We start from the raw sequence: 17,642 nt of genomic DNA on the forward strand, positions 1-17,642 counted from the left end.
AAATTCTGTGAACTTACCTCAATCTTGACATAATTTTTTTCTCTCATTACAATACAAAATGAATACATTGTCAGGGATCTATTTCCTGCCCGAAAGGAGTCTCTTATGGAAATCGAACGTAAATTTTTAATCCCGAAGCTGCCTGATAATCTGGAGTCCTACACTTTTCACCTGATTGAACAAGGCTATCTTTGCACGGATCCGGTGGTACGTATCCGCCGTCAGGATGATGACTATATTTTAACTTATAAGGGAAAAGGGCTGATGTGCCGGGAAGAGTATAATCTTCCTTTAAATCAGGAGGCCTATCAACATTTAAAAGAAAAAATCGACGGCAATCTAATCTCTAAAAAGAGATATCTGATTCCCATCGATCATGAATTAACCATTGAGTTGGATGTATTCCACGCACCGTTTGAGACACTTCGTCTGGCCGAGGTGGAATTTCCATCAGAAGATGCTGCCAATGCATTTGTGCCACCGGCATGGTTCGGCACAGACGTCACTATGGATGGCCACTATCATAACAGCTATCTCAGTAAAGTTTCTCTATAGCTCCTCTTCCTCCGGATACCGGATCTCCACCAGGGTCAGTCCCTGGGGAGGTGCTGTCTCTCCGGCTGCCTGTCGATCCTTTAATTCCAACAGTTCTTTCATATATTCCGGCTCGTAGTAACCGCTTCCAATGCGAAGCAAAGTGCCCACAATAATCCGGATCATATTGTACAAAAATCCATTTCCACAGATCCGGATCCTGATCAGATCATCTTCTTTGGTAATGTCCACAGAATAAATCGTCCGAACTGTATTCTCCACTTCTGGCTTCTGAGTACACAGACTCTTAAAGTCATGCTCTCCCACCAGGAAGTCAGCCGCCTGTTTCATTTTATCCAGATCCAGCGGATAATAGTAAAACAATGCATAAAGCCGTCTGGTTGGATCCGGGAACTTCCGATTCAAAATGCAATATTCATAAGTCTTCACCGTTTCACAAAATCTCGGATGAAAGTCTGGACGGACTTCTCTGGAATCCTGAATTCGGATATCTGCCGGAAGTCTGGTATTTAATGCAAAGGAGATCTTCTCAGCCGGCATTCTGGCACTGGTATCAAAGACAGCCACATTGCCTCTGGCATGCACCCCTGCATCCGTTCTGCTTGCTCCGATGATCTTTATCGGTTCCCGCAGAAGTTCAGATAAATGCTGATTCAATACTTCTTCTATTGTAACTCCGTTTGGCTGTATCTGCCATCCATGATAATGGGTGCCATCATAGGCCACGGTTAATTTTACTCTCTTCATATGCTAAATCCCTACTATTTTCCTGGCTGCAAACATAGTAATCAGATAGACTGGCAAAATAGCATAAGCAATGCGGTCATTTTTCTGGTAAACTAATGGACGCATTTTCGTTCTGCCTTCCCCACCATAATATCCTCGTGCTTCCATGGCCATAGCCAGATCATTCGCCCGGCGAAAAGCAGAGATAAACAGTGGTACCAGAAGTGGAATCATATTCTTTGCCTTGGTAATCAGATTGCCGGATTCAAAATCCGCTCCTCTTGCCATCTGTGCCTTCATGATCTTATCTGTCTCTTCCAGCAGAATCGGAATGAATCTCAGTGCAATGGACATCATCATAGCCACATCGTGTACCGGTACATGAATCTTATTCAATGGTGCAAGTCCTTTTTCCATTCCATCTGTCAGCTGATTTGGTGTAGTGGTCAGTGTCATCACAGAGGAACCAATGATCAGATAGGTCAGACGCAATGCCATAAAGACTGCCGTATTTAATCCTTCATAAGTAATACGCAATTTCCAGATCTGTACCAGCGTGGTTCCCGGTATCAGAAACAGATTAAATACCACTGTGATCAGCAGCAATATCACCACTGCTTTCATTCCTTTTACCATAAACTTGAATGGTACTTTGGATATTTTAATCACAGTAACAAGCAACACCGTTGCCACAACATAGGATGCAAAAGAACGAAACAAAAACAGGGAAAAAATGTACACCAGTGTCCACACCAGCTTGGTTCTCGGATCCAGACGATGTATCACCGAATCAGTGGGATAATACTGTCCAATGGTAATATCTCTAATCATACGTTTTCCTCCGATCCGTTCTTCTTAACTTTCATACCAAACGCTTGTAAAATGGACTGTTTTGCCTCTTCTACAGTAATTGCATGCACGTCCACGTCAAATCCTTTTTCTTTTAAATCCTGCATCACATAGGTTACCTGCGGCGCAGACAAACCTATGCTCTCAAGCTCTTTATAATGTTCAAATACTTTTTTCGGCTCTCCGTCAAATTTCATACAACCATGATCCATGACAATAATACGATCTACGTATTTTGCCACATCCTCCATGCTGTGAGAAACCAAAATGACGGTGATGCCCCGTTCTTTATGCAGTTTTGCGATCTGATCTAGGATATCATCACGGCCTTTCGGATCCAGTCCTGCAGTCGGTTCATCCAGAATCAACACTTCCGGGTGCATTGCCAGAATGCCGGCGATCGCTACCCGGCGTTTCTGTCCTCCAGATAAATCAAAAGGAGACTTGTCATAATATTTTTCCTTTAAGCCCACCTGATGCAATGCTTCCAGACTGCGCATCTTTACTTCTTCCTCCGACAGGCCCAGATTTTTCGGGCCAAAGCAGACATCTGATAATACATTTTCTTCAAACAGCTGATATTCCGGATACTGGAACACCAGCCCTACATGGCTGCGCAGTTCCTTCATCGAATATCCTTCTGCATAAATGTTCTCTCCACTATAATATATCACACCACTGGTCGCCTTAATCAGTCCATTCAGATGCTGAATCAGGGTAGATTTTCCAGAACCGGTATGTCCGATGATTCCCAAGAACTGACCATCCGGAATCTCCAGATTGATATCCTTTAATGCATGCTTCTCGTAGGCGGTTCCCTCTCCATAGATATAGTTCACGTGTTCCAGCTTTATGGACATATGGCACCTCCTTCTGCATCAGCTGTCGTTTTGAGTTTTACCAGTTCCTCGATCAATTCTTCACGGGTCAGTATTCCTTCTGGAATATTCAGGCCGCTCTTTCGCAATTCATGAGCCAGCATGGTCACCTGTGGTACATCCAGACGATGCTCTTTTAATTCTTCTACTCTGGAAAAGACCTCTTTTGGCGTTCCCTGCATCAGAACCTTTCCCTGATCCATGACAATGACCTGATCCGCAGAAGTCACTTCTTCCATATAATGAGTGATCAGAATAATCGTCACATGTTCTTCTTTATTCAGCTTCCAGGCTGCCTGAATTACTTCTTTTCGCCCTACCGGATCCAGCATGGCCGTCGGTTCATCAAGCACGATGCACTTCGGATGCATGGCTACGACTCCTGCAATGGCTACACGCTGCTTCTGTCCGCCGGACAATTTGTTTGGAGAATGGGAACGGTACTCCCACATCTCTACCGTTTTCAGGCCTTCTTCTACTCTTTTTTCAATCTCTTCCGATGGAACTCCCATATTTTCCGGTCCGAATGCCACATCTTCATCTACTACAGTTCCGATGATCTGGTTATCCGGATTCTGAAAAACCATACCAGCTGTCTGCCGGATCTCTTTGATCTTCTCTTCATCTCTGGTATCTTTTCCATCTACGTAAACAGTACCTTCTGTTGGAAGTAAAATGGCATTCAGATGTTTCGCCAAAGTCGATTTTCCAGAGCCATTATGCCCCAGAATGGCGATAAACTGTCCCGGCTGTACGTCCAGGCTTACTTCATCCACTGCCCGGTAGGTGGATTCCACCTTTCCATCTTCATTATACTTCTGATAATCGTGTATTAATTTTTTGATGTTAATAATATCTTTCATGTCACGCTGGCTCCTTTGTTCCATGTGTGCATATAAATTTCTGACAAAATAGTGAGAGTGGGAAGTGCAAACTCTTTCACATGCCCTCTCACTCTCTTATTCTCTTACAGTCTGCAACTTAATTTCGTCAGATGCAGAATCTCTTTTGCCAGTTGCTTTGTCAGGTCTTCTTTTCCCACTCTCCACTTCCAGTTATTTCCTGTGGTGGATGGAAAATTCATTCTTGCTTCCTGTCCAAGCCCCAGATAGTCCTGCATTGGCACAATGCAGGTATCTGCAACAGAAAGCATGGCAAGACGAATAAAGTCCCATTTAATCTCATCTCTGGTAGAATGGGCATTATTCAGATAATCTGTAGTAAAAGCCAGAGTCTTTTTATCCATTCCGTCATACATCTGCATCAATGTTTCATTGTCATGTGTTCCGGTATAGCAGACGCAGTTCTTCTCGTAATTGTGAGGAAGATGCTCGCTGGTCCCTGTCGGATCAAAGGCAAATCCCAATACCTTCATGTTTGGATAACCACTGTCTTTTACCAGCTGGCGTACTGTATCAGTCATCATGCCAAGGTCTTCTGCAATGACTTCTTTATGTCCTAGACGCTGCTCCAGAGTCCGGAACAACTCTATACCAGGTCCTTTCTCCCAGTGGCCATTCACAGCTGTCTTATCCCCATATGGAATAGAATAATATTCATCAAAACCTCGGAAATGATCGATTCGTACCACGTCATAAAGTTCATAACAGTGCTTCATACGGCTGACCCACCAGTCGTAATTCTGATGGCGATGATATTCCCATCTGTACAGTGGATTGCCCCAGAGCTGTCCGTCATCAGAGAAAGCATCCGGTGGGCATCCGGCGACACCCTTTGGTTTGCGCTGTTCATCCATCTGAAACAAATCTGGATGTGCCCAGGCATCTGCACTGTCCATCGCCACATAAATCGGAATATCACCGATGATCTGAATTCCTTTTTCATTGGCATAGGTCTTCAGCTTTTTCCACTGCTGACTGAATTTGTACTGAAGGTATTCATAGAATTCAATCTCTTCCGGATACTGGCTGTAATAATAGTCAACCGAATATCCCCATCTCAGGCGGATATCATCTGTCCACTCCAGCCAGGATGCGCCGTGAAAACATTTTTTTACTGTCATAAACAGCGCATAATCTTTCAGCCACTCTCTGTTTGCCTCCACAAATTTACCAAATTCCGGATCTTCAGAAATATGACTGCGTTTATAGGCTTTTTTCAGCAAATCAAACCGCTTCTCGTATAGTTCTCCATATTCCACATAATTCGGATGATGGGTGCAGTCCGCAGCCTTACATTCTGCCTTTGTCAGTACCTTTTCCTTCACCAGTTCATCCAGGTCAATAAAATACGGATTCCCGGCAAATGTGGAAAAAGACTGATATGGCGAATCTCCGTAGCTGGTCGGCCCCAGCGGAAGAATCTGCCAGTAGGTCTGTCCTGCTGCTGCCAAAAAATCTACAAATTTATACGCTTCTTTTGAAAATGTTCCTATTCCATACGGTGATGGAAGACTGCTGACTGGCAGCAAAATGCCACTTGCTCTCTTCACTTGTTTTTCCTCGTTTTCTTCATAGTATGATGTCGGAGTCAAAAGCCCCAGCTATGATACCTGTGAATGTTTCGTACTTCGCACTCTCCTGGTATCATATGATTAATCTATTCTTCTCTTGTCCATCTTTCTGGATATCAGCATTCCAATGCTCTGAAACAGCTGTACCAGAAGTACCAGAATAATGACAGTTACAATCATGATATCCACCTGATAGCGGTAGTATCCATAGCGGATGGCAATATCTCCCAGACCACCGCCGCCGACAGTTCCGGCCATAGCGGAATAACCAAGAATCGTTCCCGTCGCAATGGTTGCATTCACAATCAGAGATGTTCTGGCTTCTTTTAAATAAACCTTCCATACGATTTCCCATGTACTGGCTCCCATACTCTGTGCAGCCTCAATCACACCACGGTCTACTTCTTTTAAAGAAGATTCTACCATTCGTGCAATATACGGTGCTGCGGCAAAGGTCAGTGGTACAATCGTTGCTGTGGATCCATAACTTTTTCCTACCAGTTTTGCTGTCAGCGGCATAACCAGAATCAGTAAAATCAGAAACGGTATACTTCTGAAAATATTGGAAACCAGGTCAAATATCTTATAAACAAAAGCATTCGGACATATACCATCTTTCGCACAGATTACCAGTAAAATACCCATAGGCAGACCCAGCACATATCCCATCAGGGTTGAGGTCAGTGTCATGTATAAGGTTTCTCCGATTCCCCGTACAATCATCATAATTACAGTACTATCCCACATAATCTTCTAACACCTCCACTGCAAGTTTTGCCTTTTTCAGATATTCTATCATCTGATCACCGATCACAATATCTTCCGGGAGCTGCAGAATCATCTCTCCCTTGGCCACTCCGTTCAGATCTGTTGTATTGGCATACAGAATATTCACCGGTGCCTTGCATGATAATACCATATTACCGATCACCGGTTCAAAAGATGAATTCTCTGAAAATACAATTCGTACGCAGCGATTACCCTTCATTTCGCTGACATGTTCATATCCCTGATAGATCAGCTTTTTCGCTTCTTTAGACTTCGGAGCAGTAAAGATATCGCTCACCAGACCGTGCTCCGCCAGCTTACCGTGATCAATAATCGCCACGTGGCTGCAGATCTCCTGTACCACCGTCATCTCATGAGTGATGATCACAATAGTAATGCCATACTTCTGATTGATCTCTTTTAACAGCTGTAATATGGACTTGGTGGTCTGCGGATCCAACGCACTGGTTGCTTCATCACAGAGCAGTATCTTTGGATCACTGGCCAGCACTCTGGCAATAGCTACACGCTGCTTCTGTCCGCCGGAAAGCTGTGCAGGATAAGCTTTTGCCTTTTCTTCCAGGCCTACGATCTTCAGATATTCCAGTGCTTTTTCTCTGGCTTCTTTTTTCTTCACTCCGACCAGTTCCATTGGAAAACATACGTTGTCCAGTACATTTCTCTGCATCAGCAGATTAAAATGCTGAAAAATCATGCCGATATCTTTTCTCGTGGCACGCAGTTCCTTATTGGATAGCTTTGCCAGATTCCTGCCATCTATAATCACATCTCCGGATGTTGGTTTCTCCAGAAAATTCAGGCAGCGTACCAGCGTACTCTTTCCTGCACCGGACATGCCGATAATGCCATAGATCTCTCCTTTATAAATATCGAGAGATATATCGTCCAGGGCGTGTACATCCATATCTTTTACTTTAAACCATTTATCCAGATGCTCTATTTTAATAATTGGTTCCATGTAATCTCCCTTCCCTGCTGTCTTTTTACAACACGCTTTATTCTATCGTAAAAACAGGGCAGTTGCAAGATAAAATCCTGCATCTGCCCTACTATGCTCTATTTTCAGGTTTCTTTTCCTTACTGAGCGTCTGTCTCTGTTTCCGTTGCCTCTGTTGTCTCTTCAGATGCAGCTTCTGTTGTCTCTTCGGTATCAGCTTCTGTTGTCTCTTCGGTATCAGCTTCTGTGCTATCTTCTGTATCCTCAGATGGTTCATAAGGAATGACTGCACCATTGTATGTTTCGTTGATGAAATCTTTGATTTCATCAGACTTCAGAGCATCTACCAGTGCTACGATACCTTCGTTGTTTTCATTACCTTCTTTTACTGCAATGATGTTTACATAGGTCTTAGCTGCTTCAGAATCAGATGCTTCGTATGCAATCGCATCATCTGCTACAGAAAGTCCTGCTTCTACTGCGTAGTTACCATTAATAACTGCGAATGCTACTTCATTCAATACTCTTGGTACCTGTGCCGCTTCCAGTTCCTGAATCTTGATATCTTTTGTGGTAGATTCGATATCATTTACGGTAGCTGTCAGGCCCGCACCTTCTTTTAAGGTAAGTACGCCATTGTCCTGAAGAAGAAGCAGTGCTCTTGCTTCGTTTGTCGTGTCATTTGGCACTGCGATGGTGTCTCCGTCTTCCAGTTCATCCAGGCTCTTCTTGGTTCCCGGATAGATTCCAAATGGTTCGTAGTGGATATCACCTGCATCTACCAGATGTGTTCCTTTTTCTTCATTGAAGCTTTCCAGATATGGTACATGCTGGAAGTAGTTGGCATCAAAGTCACCACTTTCTACTACCAGATTTGGCTGAACGTAATCTTCAAACTCAGTCACTTCCAGATCCCATCCTTCGTCTGCCAGAATGCTCTTTGCGGCTTCCAGGATCTCTGCATGTGGTGTTGGTGATGCTGCTATCTTAATGGTTCCTTCTGCTGCTGCCGGTACGGCCAGTGCCAGGGTTAATGTTGCTGCTGCGATGGATGCAAGTACTCTTTTCATAATTCTGATCTCCTTTTTCTCTCTGAAATATGTTCGTTTTTCCAGGATATCAAGGATTGCTGCGCGCCCTGCACTCCAGTGATATCGTCCTATTTCTTAATAGGTTTTGTATGGGTTAAATGATATACTCTTATTCTTCAAAAGTCAATAAGCCGCAATATAGCAAATCTTTATATTCAGTTATAGATTCAACCTTTAACAGGTTAAGTTTTTCTGCCAGTTTCTGAGAAGGAAGATTCCCATTTGAAGTTCTTACATAGATTCTTTTCATCTCCAGTTCTTTCGCAGCGTAATGTAAGATCGCCTGGCAGGCTTCTGTGGCTATGCCTTTTCCACGGTACTCTTGTCCAATCAGATATGACAGCTCCGGTTCACCGGACAGACTGCCATAGTCTTCCGGCAATTCCTCGATTCCAGCCCGGCCAAGTACGGTGCCTGTTGCTTTCTCCACAATCGTCCAGAGACCGTACTCAAAAAGTGGATAACGGGTGGTGATGTAGGCGCAGAGCTGTTCTTTCTCTTCATATAGTGGTTGTACATCAGGATTATCGCGCTCTTCCCCATAAAACTTTTGGAAGTATGCCAGATCTTCCATGACAGACTCCCGGATGAGGAGACGCCCTGTCTCTGCAATCATCCATGGCTGCTGCATGTGCCGCTGCCAGATACGGTAAATATAGACATCATCCGGCAAGTTCGCCTCATCAGACATCTGCCAGATGTATTTCGCTTCATAACTAATAACTCCACTTTGACTCTCCAGATAAATACCAGCTCCGTCCAATTGGTTTATTCTATGCAAAACTTCCGGCCGATCGGTAAGATACACTGCCTGAATCCCATACATTTTCCACTTTTCTTCCAGTTCTTCTTTTGTACTTACAAAAATGCCGGGGATAATACTATCCCCGACATATCTCGTCTGATTTAACATTTTTCCGGTTCCGGATAATCCACTCCAAATGTCTCTACTGTCATGGATTTGATCTTCTGCTCATCCAGTGGTCTGTCGCTGTAGTCGGTATCTACTTCTGCGATCTTATTTACCACATCCATACCTTCAATCACTTTACCAAATGCTGCATAAGAGCCATCCAGATGCGGAGCTGCCTTGTGCATGATAAAAAACTGAGATCCACCTGAGTTTGGATGCATTGCTCTTGCCATAGATAATACACCCGGTGTATGTGCCAGATCATTCTGGAATCTGTTATCTGCGAATTCTCCCTTGATGCAGTATCCTGGACCACCCATACCGGTTCCCTGTGGGCATCCACCCTGAATCATAAATCCATTGATCACACGATGGAAGATCAGGCCATCATAAAAACCCTTCTTTACAAGACTGATAAAATTATTTACAGTATTCGGTGCAATTTCCGGATACAGCTCTGCTTTCATTACATCACCGTTATCCATAGTGATGGTAACAATTGGATTCTGTGCCATAATTATTCTCCTTTTTTGTTTATTCTGGTGTTGATTATAGTGGGTTTTCTGGAAAATAGCAAGTCAAATTCCTCTCACACCGTAATCCCATGAGCAGCCAGTAGTTCCATTCGCCTGATGTTCTGTCTCTCCAATTCATCAGCACGTTTTCTTTCAAGTATTCTTCCTTGTCCACGTCTTTGTTACTCAATATCCAGTTTTCTTGACATAACTAAATGTTTTTGCCACCGTCACTAATGGCTTTTACACCTCTATATCCAGTTCCACCGGACAGTGATCGGATCCAAACACTTCTGTATGAATGGATGCTCCCTTCAATTTCTCTTTCATGCTTTCAGATACGCAGAAATAATCAATACGCCATCCGGCATTCTTTTCTCTGGCTTTGAAGCGATAGGACCACCAGGAGTAGACACCTTCCTGATCCGGATAGAAATAGCGATAGGTATCAATGAATCCGGCATTGATTATGTTCGTGAACTTTTCTCTTTCTTCATCTGTAAATCCGGCATTTTTCCGATTGGTTTTTGGATTTTTCAGATCGATTTCTTTGTGAGCCACATTCAGATCTCCGCAAAAAATAACTGGTTTGGTCTTTTCCAGATTCTTCAGATAGCCCAGAAAATCATCTTCCCATTTCATACGATACGGAAGTCTGGCCAGTTCATTCTGAGAGTTTGGTGTATAGACTGTCACCATATAAAAATTATCAAATTCCAGAGTGATGACGCGTCCCTCATGATCGTGTTCTTCGATGCCGATTCCATAAGCCACAGACAATGGCTCTTCCTTTGTAAAAATGGCAGTTCCGGAATAGCCCTTCTTTTCTGCATAATTCCAGTAGGCATGATATCCTTCCGGTGCAAAATCAATCTGTCCTTCCTGTAATTTGCTCTCCTGAATGCAGAAAATATCTGCATCCACTTCCTGAAAATATTCGGTAAAGCCCTTCTGCACACAGGCACGAAGTCCATTCACATTCCATGATATTAATTTCTTCATTTTGTTTTCCTCGCACATTTTAATTTATTTATTATACCATACTCTGTCCACTCATAAAAGGAAGAAAAAAGAACCGGGCTCCCCTCCCGATTCTCTTCTTTATGCTCATATGATTTTTCAGTTTAAGAAAGGTACAAACCTCTGCATCAGTATTTACATTGCCGCATTTGCTGCATATTCTTCCAGCCCCTGCTGCAGAGCTGCGGAGCTGCTACTGTGGATATGGAGAATTGGAATCTCCATTCTCTTTGCTTCCTGTGTTGCACTGTTGACCATCTTATGAGATACCGTATTGGTGAACAGCACCATCAGATCTGGACATCCCAGTTTCTTACGGATGGCTCCTTTTTCCTTTGTAAATACCTTTGCCTTATATCCGTTTTTCTTACAGATCTCACGATAACGACATTCCATGCATTCATTTCCACCAATAATTACGATACTCATATTTGCGCTCCTTTCAGTTAGTTCCTGCTAACTATTTGTTTTTAAAAAACCTTCCCGCAACAGCGTTCTTATCCTCGTGGTGGGAAGGTTTTGTTCTTTATTAGTGTCATCTAACTTTTATTAGTTGTTGTCATTTTAGCGTATATGAACTTCGTTGTCAATATAAAATTTAATTTTGTTTTACGATGTGTGCAGCATCTCCAATATTTTTCGCAGTTCTTTCACTGGAATCTGTCCCGGCGCAGAAGCCTGGCCTACGGTTCCAAAGGTAAGTGCCGAGCCAAACAGCTCACCGGCCATTCTGCTTAAGACTCCCATTTTTCCCATGGACATAGTGATCACCGGAGTCTGTGGATGCTGTTCTTTCATCTCTGCGGTGGCTTCTAAAAGCATGCGTACATCTTTCTCACTCTGCGGCATAACTGCCATCTTAGCTACATCCATTCCCAGCTGCTGCATCTGACAAAGCCTGGAAACAATCTCCTGCTTTTTGGGGGTCTTCTGAAAATCATGATTGGAGCCAATTACGGTAATCTGATGGGCTTTTGCGTCTGCAATTAATTCCTTTACTGTCTTCTCCGGCAAAAAGAATTCCACATCTATCGCATCAGCCAGTCCACTCCTGATAGCTCTTCCATTAATCGTCTGATAGGTACCAGCTGAGACCTCTTTTTCCCCACCTTCTGCTTTTGTCCGAAAAGTGCAAAGCAATGGCAAACCATCCAGCAGTTCACTTACTCTCTTCAGGGCTTCACTCTGGATCTGTTCCTCTTCAATTCCATCCATAAAATCCATACGCCACTCAACCATATCCGGCCGTGCTTTTTTCACATCTTCTGCCTGTCTGCAAATCTCTTCCATACTTCTTCCTACAATCGGGGCGCAGATCTTCGGCATACCCTCTCCTAATACGCAAGTTCCTATCTTTACTATTGTACTCATATGCTCTCTCCTGTTATGTTCAAAGTTTCATGGCTTTGAATAGTCTCATTCTACCATATCTGCTTTTTGATTTCTATAGACACTTTTCCAGCTGCGTGATAGACTAAAAGACAATGAATTTGTATTAAGGAGGATTGTTCCATGTCTATTACAGGTAAAACACAGCTGATCTGCCTGATCGGCAGTCCGGTTTCTCACAGTATCTCTCCTGCCATGCACAATGAAGCTTTTCGGGAGCTGAATCTGGACTATGCGTATTTATGTTTTGATATTAAAGAATCTGAAATGGCTGACGCAGTAAAGGCTCTCCGTCTGCTGAATGTCCGTGGCTTCAACTGCACCATGCCTGCCAAGGTGCCAATGTGTGCACTTTCCGATGAACTCTCTCCGGCTGCTTCCATGATTGGTGCAGTCAACACGGTGGTCAACGATCACGGTCGTCTGATTGGCCACAATACCGATGGCATCGGCTATATGCAGGCTGTACGGGAAGCTGGACACGACATTATCGGCCAAAAAATGACCCTGCTTGGTGCCGGCGGTGCTGCCACTGCTATTGCGGTTCAGGCTGCTCTGGATGGAGTAAAAGAGATCGCCATCTTCAACCGTCATGGACGTTCCTGGGAAAGAGGTCAGAAGCTTGTAGATACCATTAATGCCCAGACTCATTGCCAGGCTTCTCTGTACGATCTTGCCGATACTGTTGAAATGAAGCATCAGTTATCTGACAGTGCGATTCTGATCAATGGTACCTCTGTCGGTATGACTCCAAATACCGACCTCTGTCCTCTTTCTGATCTGAGCGGACTCCATGAAGGTCTGATCGTATCTGATGTCATTTACAATCCAAGGGAGACACTTCTTCTGAAAGAAGCTGCTGCAAGAGGTTGCAGTACTTTTAACGGACTGTATATGCTGCTATATCAGGGTGCCGAAGCCTTTCGCCTCTGGACCGGCCAGGATATGCCGGTAGCGCATATCAAAGAAAAGTTCTTTTCTTAGACAGACAAAAAGTGGAATACCCCTTATCGGATATTCCACTTTTTCCTGTCGTTTTTATAATCGTATCGTTCACTGCCTCTTATGACTTCTCTGATTCTCTAAGTTTCTTTACCATTTCATCACAGATCTGCTGCTTATTTCTGTTATCCGTTGCAACCTGTATATCGGCTGCTGCCTCGTATTTTGCTCTTCGTTTTTCCATCAGTTCAGAAATATACGCTTCATTTTTTCTTCCTTCCAGAAGAGGGCGGTCGTGATTGTTCCGTACCCTTTTCAGAATCGTCTCAGGCGTGGCAGTCAGAAGTACTACTTTTCCGTTTTTCTTCATCTCCACCACATTTCGCTCTTTCATGGGAACACCGCCGCCACAGGATATGATCAGATTCTTTTTTTCCTGCAGCTCAATCAGCAGATTCGTCTCCAGCTCCCGGAAATATTCTTCTCCGTAGGTTTCAAAGATTTTCGATATGGTCATTCCCTGACGCTGTGCGATAATCTGATCCATCTCGATCACTTCCATACCAAACTTCTGATTCATATATTCTGATATCGTAGACTTTCCGGTACCCATAAATCCGATCAGAACAATATTATAGTCAAACGACTGATTCATTCTCTTGTTTTCTCCTGCTCTTATTTTTTCCTCAGGCATACATTGGAAATATAACCTTTATAGGTTCTTCCCTTTGATGACTTGTACGTACAGTAGTACCATTTTCCATTGGTCATCTTCGTCACCTTTACCGTACGTCCCTTTGGCACTACCAGAATATTCGTAGATGTCATAGACGGCTTACGATGCATGTAAACGTCATCTGTTGTGATATAATTACCCTTCTTTGCGCCATTCTTTCTAAGATAATTCTGATGGGTATATCCTCTGTAGACATTTCCGTTCGAAGCATAATATACTGTCCGGTACCAGTCTCCTGTATAGGTATCCGTTATGATTACTTTTGCTCCTTTTGGAATGGTAGTCGCTTTTCCTGTATTCGTACTTGTTCCACGACGAAGATTCAAACTTGCTGATGTCTTATAAATATCTGCTGATTTGAGATAATTCTTAGAAATATATCCCCTATACTTTTGTTGGTAATAATTCTGGTATTCTACTTTATACCAATACTTTGTACTTCCAGTCACTTTCACTGCTTCTTTTTCCGGAAGCAGCAATACTCTCCGATAATTCGTTCCAGGACCGCTTCTGACATTGACCGTTGCTGTCGTCACATAATATTTTGCTGCTGCCAAACCCGTGACAGGAACTGCAATGACAAAGCTAATCAATAGTGCCAGTGTGAGCAGCGCTTTCTTCCATTTCTTCATGATATCATCCTCCTGTTATGCCAGCCTTGGTAATACTTTCATTATATGATACCAACTATCAAAGATCAACATATTATTCAAACACAGACTCTATCAGTTTTTTTGTATATACTTCCCCTGGAGACTGAATAATCTCATCTGGTGTGCCACTTTCGACTATTCTACCTTCATATAATACCAGAACTCTGTCACAGAACATCTGCACCAATGCCAGATTATGGCAGATAAAAATAAATGACAGACCATGTTGTTCCTTTAATTCCTGCAGCAGTTCCATGATCTGCTTTTGAATTGTCACATCCAGGGCGCTGGTGGCTTCATCGCAGATCAGTATTTTCGGTTCCACAGCCAGTGCTCTGGCTATGGCTGCCCTCTGGCATTGCCCGCCGCTGACCTCATGAGGATATCTGGCTGCAAACCGGGGATCCAGCCCTGCCTGTTCCAGTACCTCTTCCACCCGTTTTTGAATCTCTTCCTTTTTCATTCCCCGATTACGCAGACTCTCTCCGATCCCATCTCCCAGAGTACGTCTCGGGTCAAATGAGCTCACCGGATCCTGAAATACCATCTGCATGTTTCCATATAGTTCTCTCAGTCCATTGCCTTTTAACATGGTAATGTCTTTTCCTTCATATTTCAGGGTTCCTGATGTGGGATCTGTTAATCTTGTCAGCAATTTTGCCAGTGTGCTTTTCCCAGATCCTGATTCTCCCACTATCCCCAGTGTTTCTCCCGCTTTTAACTGAAAGCTGATATCATCTACAGCTTTTAATGGGGCACTTCCTTTTTTTCTGAAAATTTTAGTTAGATGTTCTGCTTCCAAAATGATACTCATGTATTGACTGACCTCCGTAATACCGGAACCGCAGATAATAATTTCTGTGTGTAGGCATCCTGCGGATCATTCAGAACCGCCTCTGCCTTTCCATATTCCACTTTTTTTCCATCCTTCAGTACCAGAACTGTATCAGCCATCGCCTTTACCACTCCCAGATCATGTGTCACAATGATGATGGAAGTCCCGAACAATTCCCTCAGATGAAGCATTTCATTTATGACCTGTCTCTGTACGGTCACATCCAGTGCACTGGTTGGTTCATCTGCAAACAGGATTGGCGGATTCATCAGCATGGCAATTGCGATTCCGGCTCTTTGATTCATTCCACCGGACAATTCAAACGGATAACTGTCCCACACTCGTTTTCCATCCTTAAAATGCAGCTTTTCAAATAATTCCATGGCGTGGTTTTTCGCCTCACTCTTGCTTATTTTTCTGTGCGCACGCATGCTTTCATAAATCTGCTCCCCAATGGTCCGAATCGGACACAGGGAAGCCCCCGCGTCCTGAAAAATCATGCCGATCTGAGCTCCCCTGATTCGCCTTTTTTCTTTTTCTGATATATCCAGAATATTCTGTTCTTTATACAAAATATCCCCTTTGGTTACCATTCCGTTTGTTCCAAGAAGTCCCATGGCAGCTTTGATCAGAGTACTTTTTCCGCTCCCTGATTCGCCCACCAGACCAAGGATCTCTCCCTGTCTCAGCGAAAAGCTGACATCTGACACTACGACTTTTTCGCCAAAGGACACTTCTACGGAATCGTATCTCAGTATTTCTTCACACATATTCTGTAAAATACCCCGTCATTTCTAATTGATATCCAGATCTGCTGTCAGTTCATAATAATCACATGGATGCGCCACCAGTCCGGTCACATTAGACTGCATAATCATGCTCATTTTCAGATGAGAACAGAATACATAAGCATGATCATCCAGCACTGTCTGCTGCATCTCAATCCCCAGATCACTTCTCTTGTCTGTATCAAATTCCTTTTCCATCTCAGCTGCAAGTTCTTCCAGTCTGTCACTATGGTAATGACCATTATTAGACACTGAAGAATCCAGTGCACAGGAGGTAAAGAAATACTGTGGATCACCGGTAGGCGCAGTCACCATAGCACTTGCATACACATCCCACAGGGTTGGATCTTTACGAATTGTATTATTATCTGAAGTGCAGTTTACCTGAACATCCATACCAATCTCTTTCAGAGTTGCCTGCGCTGACTCTGCCAGCAGTGGCAGCTCCTGACGACTTGGATAAGTCAGCCAGCGGATTACCAGATCCTGTCCGTCTTTTTCTCTTATTCCATCTCCATCCGTATCTACCCATCCTGCGTCTTCCAGCACCTGCTTCGCGCCTTCCGGGTCATAGCTTTCTGTTGTCAGATTCTGTCCGCCAAATGAAAATGTATCCGGGAATGCTCCCACTGCCGGATAACCGTAACCATTCAGTAATACTGATACAAAGCTGTCTTTATCAATTCCCATCGCAATGGCCTGTCGAACTGCCGGATCAGAAGTAACCGGACTTTCAAAGTTCATCCATGCATAAAATGCCCGGCTGGTCGGTGTACTGGTAAAGGTAAAATCTTCATTTTCAAATAACGGATAGCTTGCATACGCCATACCGTAAGCTGCATTCACTTCCCCTGCCTGCAGAGCAAACGCCAGCGTATCACCATCAGAAATCGTACGAACTGTGACTTCATCCACGTTTACGTCACCATTCCAGTAATTTTCATTCTTTACCAGTTCCAGGTGATCATCTGTGACCAGTTCCGTTGCCACAAACGGGCCTGTTCCGATTACAATTCCATCATCCGTAATTCCGGCTTCTACATCAATGATGCACCCATAAGGATCACAAAGATAATTGATCAGTGCCGGCTTTGGCTCTGTCGTCTTGATGGTAATCGTGTTTCCGTCTGCCTCAATCGAGTCAATGCACAGGTCTCCTGCTGCTCTTTCATGATGGGCAATCAGATCTTCCAGGCTTTCCTTTACCGCTTCCCCGTCACAGGCGCGACCATTGGAAAAAACAACGCCGTCATTCAACGTGATCTTCCAGGTACAGTCATCCAGATTCTCATATTCTTTCGCGATCCATGGTTCTATCTCCATATCATCTGAATATTTAAACAGCGTTTCACCGATTCCATAACGGATACAGGCCCAGCCTGCATAAGTATTCTGCGGATTCACATCTGCCTCTTCATTTTCTGCATTAAATGTGGTGTCTCCGAATACAAATGTCTTTTTGTCTTCTGCTGATACAGATCCCACAGACAGGCTGCATGCCAGCCCAAGCATCAGTGCCATTGCAATCACTTTTTTTGTCTTCATGTTTCTCT

20 protein-coding genes are annotated in these 17,642 nt (G+C 43.7%); 2 read left to right on the forward strand and 18 right to left on the reverse strand.

Annotated features, from left to right (window positions below; genetic code table 11):
- Positions 1-105 precede the first annotated feature (105 nt).
- On the forward strand, positions 106-555 hold the full coding sequence (locus OCV47_RS05545) for a CYTH domain-containing protein (RefSeq protein ID WP_256296876.1): 450 nt from the start codon (positions 106-108) through the stop codon (positions 553-555).
- Here the strand turns inward: OCV47_RS05545 and truA are convergent.
- From truA to aroD, 13 genes are all read right to left on the reverse strand, one after another.
- Positions 550-1,302: a tRNA pseudouridine(38-40) synthase TruA gene (gene truA / locus OCV47_RS05550; RefSeq protein WP_262654257.1), complete on the reverse strand. Its 753-nt coding sequence runs from the start codon at positions 1,300-1,302 to the stop codon at positions 550-552. The two genes, OCV47_RS05545 and truA, sit on opposite strands and share 6 nt — an antisense overlap.
- Before the next feature lie 3 nt (positions 1,303-1,305).
- Positions 1,306-2,112, reverse strand: a complete 807-nt coding sequence (locus OCV47_RS05555) for an energy-coupling factor transporter transmembrane component T family protein (protein ID WP_117447762.1) — start codon at positions 2,110-2,112, stop codon at positions 1,306-1,308.
- Positions 2,109-2,990, reverse strand: a complete 882-nt coding sequence (locus OCV47_RS05560) for an energy-coupling factor transporter ATPase (protein WP_262654258.1) — start codon at positions 2,988-2,990, stop codon at positions 2,109-2,111. The genes OCV47_RS05555 and OCV47_RS05560 overlap by 4 nt, the downstream gene beginning before the upstream one ends.
- Positions 2,981-3,871 (reverse strand): energy-coupling factor transporter ATPase, encoded by an 891-nt coding sequence (locus OCV47_RS05565; RefSeq protein WP_262654259.1) that lies wholly within the window; start codon positions 3,869-3,871, stop codon positions 2,981-2,983. The genes OCV47_RS05560 and OCV47_RS05565 overlap by 10 nt, the downstream gene beginning before the upstream one ends.
- Before the next feature lie 104 nt (positions 3,872-3,975).
- On the reverse strand, positions 3,976-5,502 hold the full coding sequence (malQ, locus tag OCV47_RS05570) for a 4-alpha-glucanotransferase (protein ID WP_256296885.1): 1,527 nt from the start codon (positions 5,500-5,502) through the stop codon (positions 3,976-3,978).
- Positions 5,503-5,562: 60 nt separating this feature from the next.
- Complete coding sequence (locus OCV47_RS05575; RefSeq protein WP_256296887.1) at positions 5,563-6,228, reverse strand: methionine ABC transporter permease; 666 nt, start codon at positions 6,226-6,228, stop codon at positions 5,563-5,565.
- Positions 6,218-7,228, reverse strand: a complete 1,011-nt coding sequence (locus tag OCV47_RS05580; RefSeq protein WP_256296889.1) for a methionine ABC transporter ATP-binding protein — start codon at positions 7,226-7,228, stop codon at positions 6,218-6,220. Before OCV47_RS05580 ends, OCV47_RS05575 begins: the two co-directional genes overlap by 11 nt.
- 119 nt (positions 7,229-7,347) lie before the next feature.
- The gene (locus OCV47_RS05585) at positions 7,348-8,277 is read right to left on the reverse strand and encodes a MetQ/NlpA family ABC transporter substrate-binding protein (protein WP_262654260.1); all 930 of its coding nucleotides are present in this window, start codon (positions 8,275-8,277) and stop codon (positions 7,348-7,350) included.
- Positions 8,278-8,407: 130 nt separating this feature from the next.
- Entirely contained in the window at positions 8,408-9,211 is an 804-nt protein-coding gene (locus tag OCV47_RS05590) for a GNAT family N-acetyltransferase (RefSeq protein WP_262654261.1), read from the reverse strand.
- Positions 9,205-9,726 (reverse strand): peptidylprolyl isomerase, encoded by a 522-nt coding sequence (locus OCV47_RS05595; RefSeq protein ID WP_117447755.1) that lies wholly within the window; start codon positions 9,724-9,726, stop codon positions 9,205-9,207. The genes OCV47_RS05590 and OCV47_RS05595 overlap by 7 nt, the downstream gene beginning before the upstream one ends.
- Positions 9,727-9,969: 243 nt before the next feature.
- Positions 9,970-10,728: an exodeoxyribonuclease III gene (locus tag OCV47_RS05600; protein WP_262654263.1), complete on the reverse strand. Its 759-nt coding sequence runs from the start codon at positions 10,726-10,728 to the stop codon at positions 9,970-9,972.
- A 153-nt stretch (positions 10,729-10,881) separates the two neighbouring features.
- Entirely contained in the window at positions 10,882-11,175 is a 294-nt protein-coding gene (locus OCV47_RS05605; protein ID WP_117447752.1) for a DUF2325 domain-containing protein, read from the reverse strand.
- A gap of 180 nt (positions 11,176-11,355) precedes the next feature.
- The gene (gene aroD, locus OCV47_RS05610; RefSeq protein ID WP_262654265.1) at positions 11,356-12,117 is read right to left on the reverse strand and encodes a type I 3-dehydroquinate dehydratase; all 762 of its coding nucleotides are present in this window, start codon (positions 12,115-12,117) and stop codon (positions 11,356-11,358) included.
- A gap of 141 nt (positions 12,118-12,258) precedes the next feature.
- On the opposite strand from aroD, the gene OCV47_RS05615 reads away from it, so the two are divergent.
- On the forward strand, positions 12,259-13,119 hold the full coding sequence (locus tag OCV47_RS05615; protein ID WP_262654266.1) for a shikimate dehydrogenase: 861 nt from the start codon (positions 12,259-12,261) through the stop codon (positions 13,117-13,119).
- Between the two features lie 79 nt (positions 13,120-13,198).
- On the opposite strand, the gene OCV47_RS05620 is transcribed toward OCV47_RS05615, so the two are convergent.
- From OCV47_RS05620 to OCV47_RS05640, 5 genes are all read right to left on the reverse strand, one after another.
- A complete protein-coding gene (locus OCV47_RS05620; RefSeq protein ID WP_331481214.1) occupies positions 13,199-13,732 on the reverse strand; it encodes a shikimate kinase in 534 nt (177 codons plus the stop codon).
- A gap of 20 nt (positions 13,733-13,752) precedes the next feature.
- Entirely contained in the window at positions 13,753-14,445 is a 693-nt protein-coding gene (locus OCV47_RS05625; RefSeq protein ID WP_262654267.1) for an SH3 domain-containing protein, read from the reverse strand.
- A gap of 73 nt (positions 14,446-14,518) precedes the next feature.
- Entirely contained in the window at positions 14,519-15,280 is a 762-nt protein-coding gene (locus OCV47_RS05630; protein WP_262654268.1) for an ABC transporter ATP-binding protein, read from the reverse strand.
- Positions 15,277-16,071 carry an ABC transporter ATP-binding protein gene (locus tag OCV47_RS05635; protein WP_262654269.1) on the reverse strand — a complete coding sequence of 265 codons (795 nt, stop codon included), beginning with the start codon at positions 16,069-16,071 and terminating at the stop codon, positions 15,277-15,279. Before OCV47_RS05635 ends, OCV47_RS05630 begins: the two co-directional genes overlap by 4 nt.
- A gap of 24 nt (positions 16,072-16,095) precedes the next feature.
- Positions 16,096-17,634 (reverse strand): ABC transporter substrate-binding protein, encoded by a 1,539-nt coding sequence (locus OCV47_RS05640; protein WP_262654270.1) that lies wholly within the window; start codon positions 17,632-17,634, stop codon positions 16,096-16,098.
- Positions 17,635-17,642: the final 8 nt, after the last annotated feature.

It is taken from the genome of Muricoprocola aceti (assembly GCF_025567005.1).
GTDB lineage: Bacteria > Bacillota > Clostridia > Lachnospirales > Lachnospiraceae > Marvinbryantia > Marvinbryantia aceti.

What these genes read in the sequence shown, in the direction of transcription:
- truA (WP_262654257.1), bottom strand. Translation starts at nt 1,302, where the DNA reads ATGAAGAGAGTAAAATTAACCGTGGCCTATGATGGCACCCATTATCAT.
- OCV47_RS05545 (WP_256296876.1), top strand. Translation starts at nt 106, where the DNA reads ATGGAAATCGAACGTAAATTTTTAATCCCGAAGCTGCCTGATAATCTG.
- OCV47_RS05560 (WP_262654258.1), bottom strand. Translation starts at nt 2,990, where the DNA reads ATGTCCATAAAGCTGGAACACGTGAACTATATCTATGGAGAGGGAACC.
- OCV47_RS05555 (WP_117447762.1), bottom strand. Translation starts at nt 2,112, where the DNA reads ATGATTAGAGATATTACCATTGGACAGTATTATCCCACTGATTCGGTG.
- OCV47_RS05580 (WP_256296889.1), bottom strand. Translation starts at nt 7,228, where the DNA reads ATGGAACCAATTATTAAAATAGAGCATCTGGATAAATGGTTTAAAGTA.
- OCV47_RS05565 (WP_262654259.1), bottom strand. Translation starts at nt 3,871, where the DNA reads ATGAAAGATATTATTAACATCAAAAAATTAATACACGATTATCAGAAG.
- OCV47_RS05620 (WP_331481214.1), bottom strand. Translation starts at nt 13,732, where the DNA reads ATGAATCAGTCGTTTGACTATAATATTGTTCTGATCGGATTTATGGGT.
- OCV47_RS05630 (WP_262654268.1), bottom strand. Translation starts at nt 15,280, where the DNA reads ATGAGTATCATTTTGGAAGCAGAACATCTAACTAAAATTTTCAGAAAA.
- OCV47_RS05595 (WP_117447755.1), bottom strand. Translation starts at nt 9,726, where the DNA reads ATGGCACAGAATCCAATTGTTACCATCACTATGGATAACGGTGATGTA.
- OCV47_RS05575 (WP_256296887.1), bottom strand. Translation starts at nt 6,228, where the DNA reads ATGTGGGATAGTACTGTAATTATGATGATTGTACGGGGAATCGGAGAA.
- aroD (WP_262654265.1), bottom strand. Translation starts at nt 12,117, where the DNA reads ATGAGTACAATAGTAAAGATAGGAACTTGCGTATTAGGAGAGGGTATG.
- OCV47_RS05625 (WP_262654267.1), bottom strand. Translation starts at nt 14,445, where the DNA reads ATGAAGAAATGGAAGAAAGCGCTGCTCACACTGGCACTATTGATTAGC.
- OCV47_RS05590 (WP_262654261.1), bottom strand. Translation starts at nt 9,211, where the DNA reads ATGTTAAATCAGACGAGATATGTCGGGGATAGTATTATCCCCGGCATT.
- OCV47_RS05585 (WP_262654260.1), bottom strand. Translation starts at nt 8,277, where the DNA reads ATGAAAAGAGTACTTGCATCCATCGCAGCAGCAACATTAACCCTGGCA.
- OCV47_RS05640 (WP_262654270.1), bottom strand. Translation starts at nt 17,634, where the DNA reads ATGAAGACAAAAAAAGTGATTGCAATGGCACTGATGCTTGGGCTGGCA.
- OCV47_RS05605 (WP_117447752.1), bottom strand. Translation starts at nt 11,175, where the DNA reads ATGAGTATCGTAATTATTGGTGGAAATGAATGCATGGAATGTCGTTAT.
- OCV47_RS05615 (WP_262654266.1), top strand. Translation starts at nt 12,259, where the DNA reads ATGTCTATTACAGGTAAAACACAGCTGATCTGCCTGATCGGCAGTCCG.
- OCV47_RS05635 (WP_262654269.1), bottom strand. Translation starts at nt 16,071, where the DNA reads ATGTGTGAAGAAATACTGAGATACGATTCCGTAGAAGTGTCCTTTGGC.
- OCV47_RS05600 (WP_262654263.1), bottom strand. Translation starts at nt 10,728, where the DNA reads ATGAAGAAATTAATATCATGGAATGTGAATGGACTTCGTGCCTGTGTG.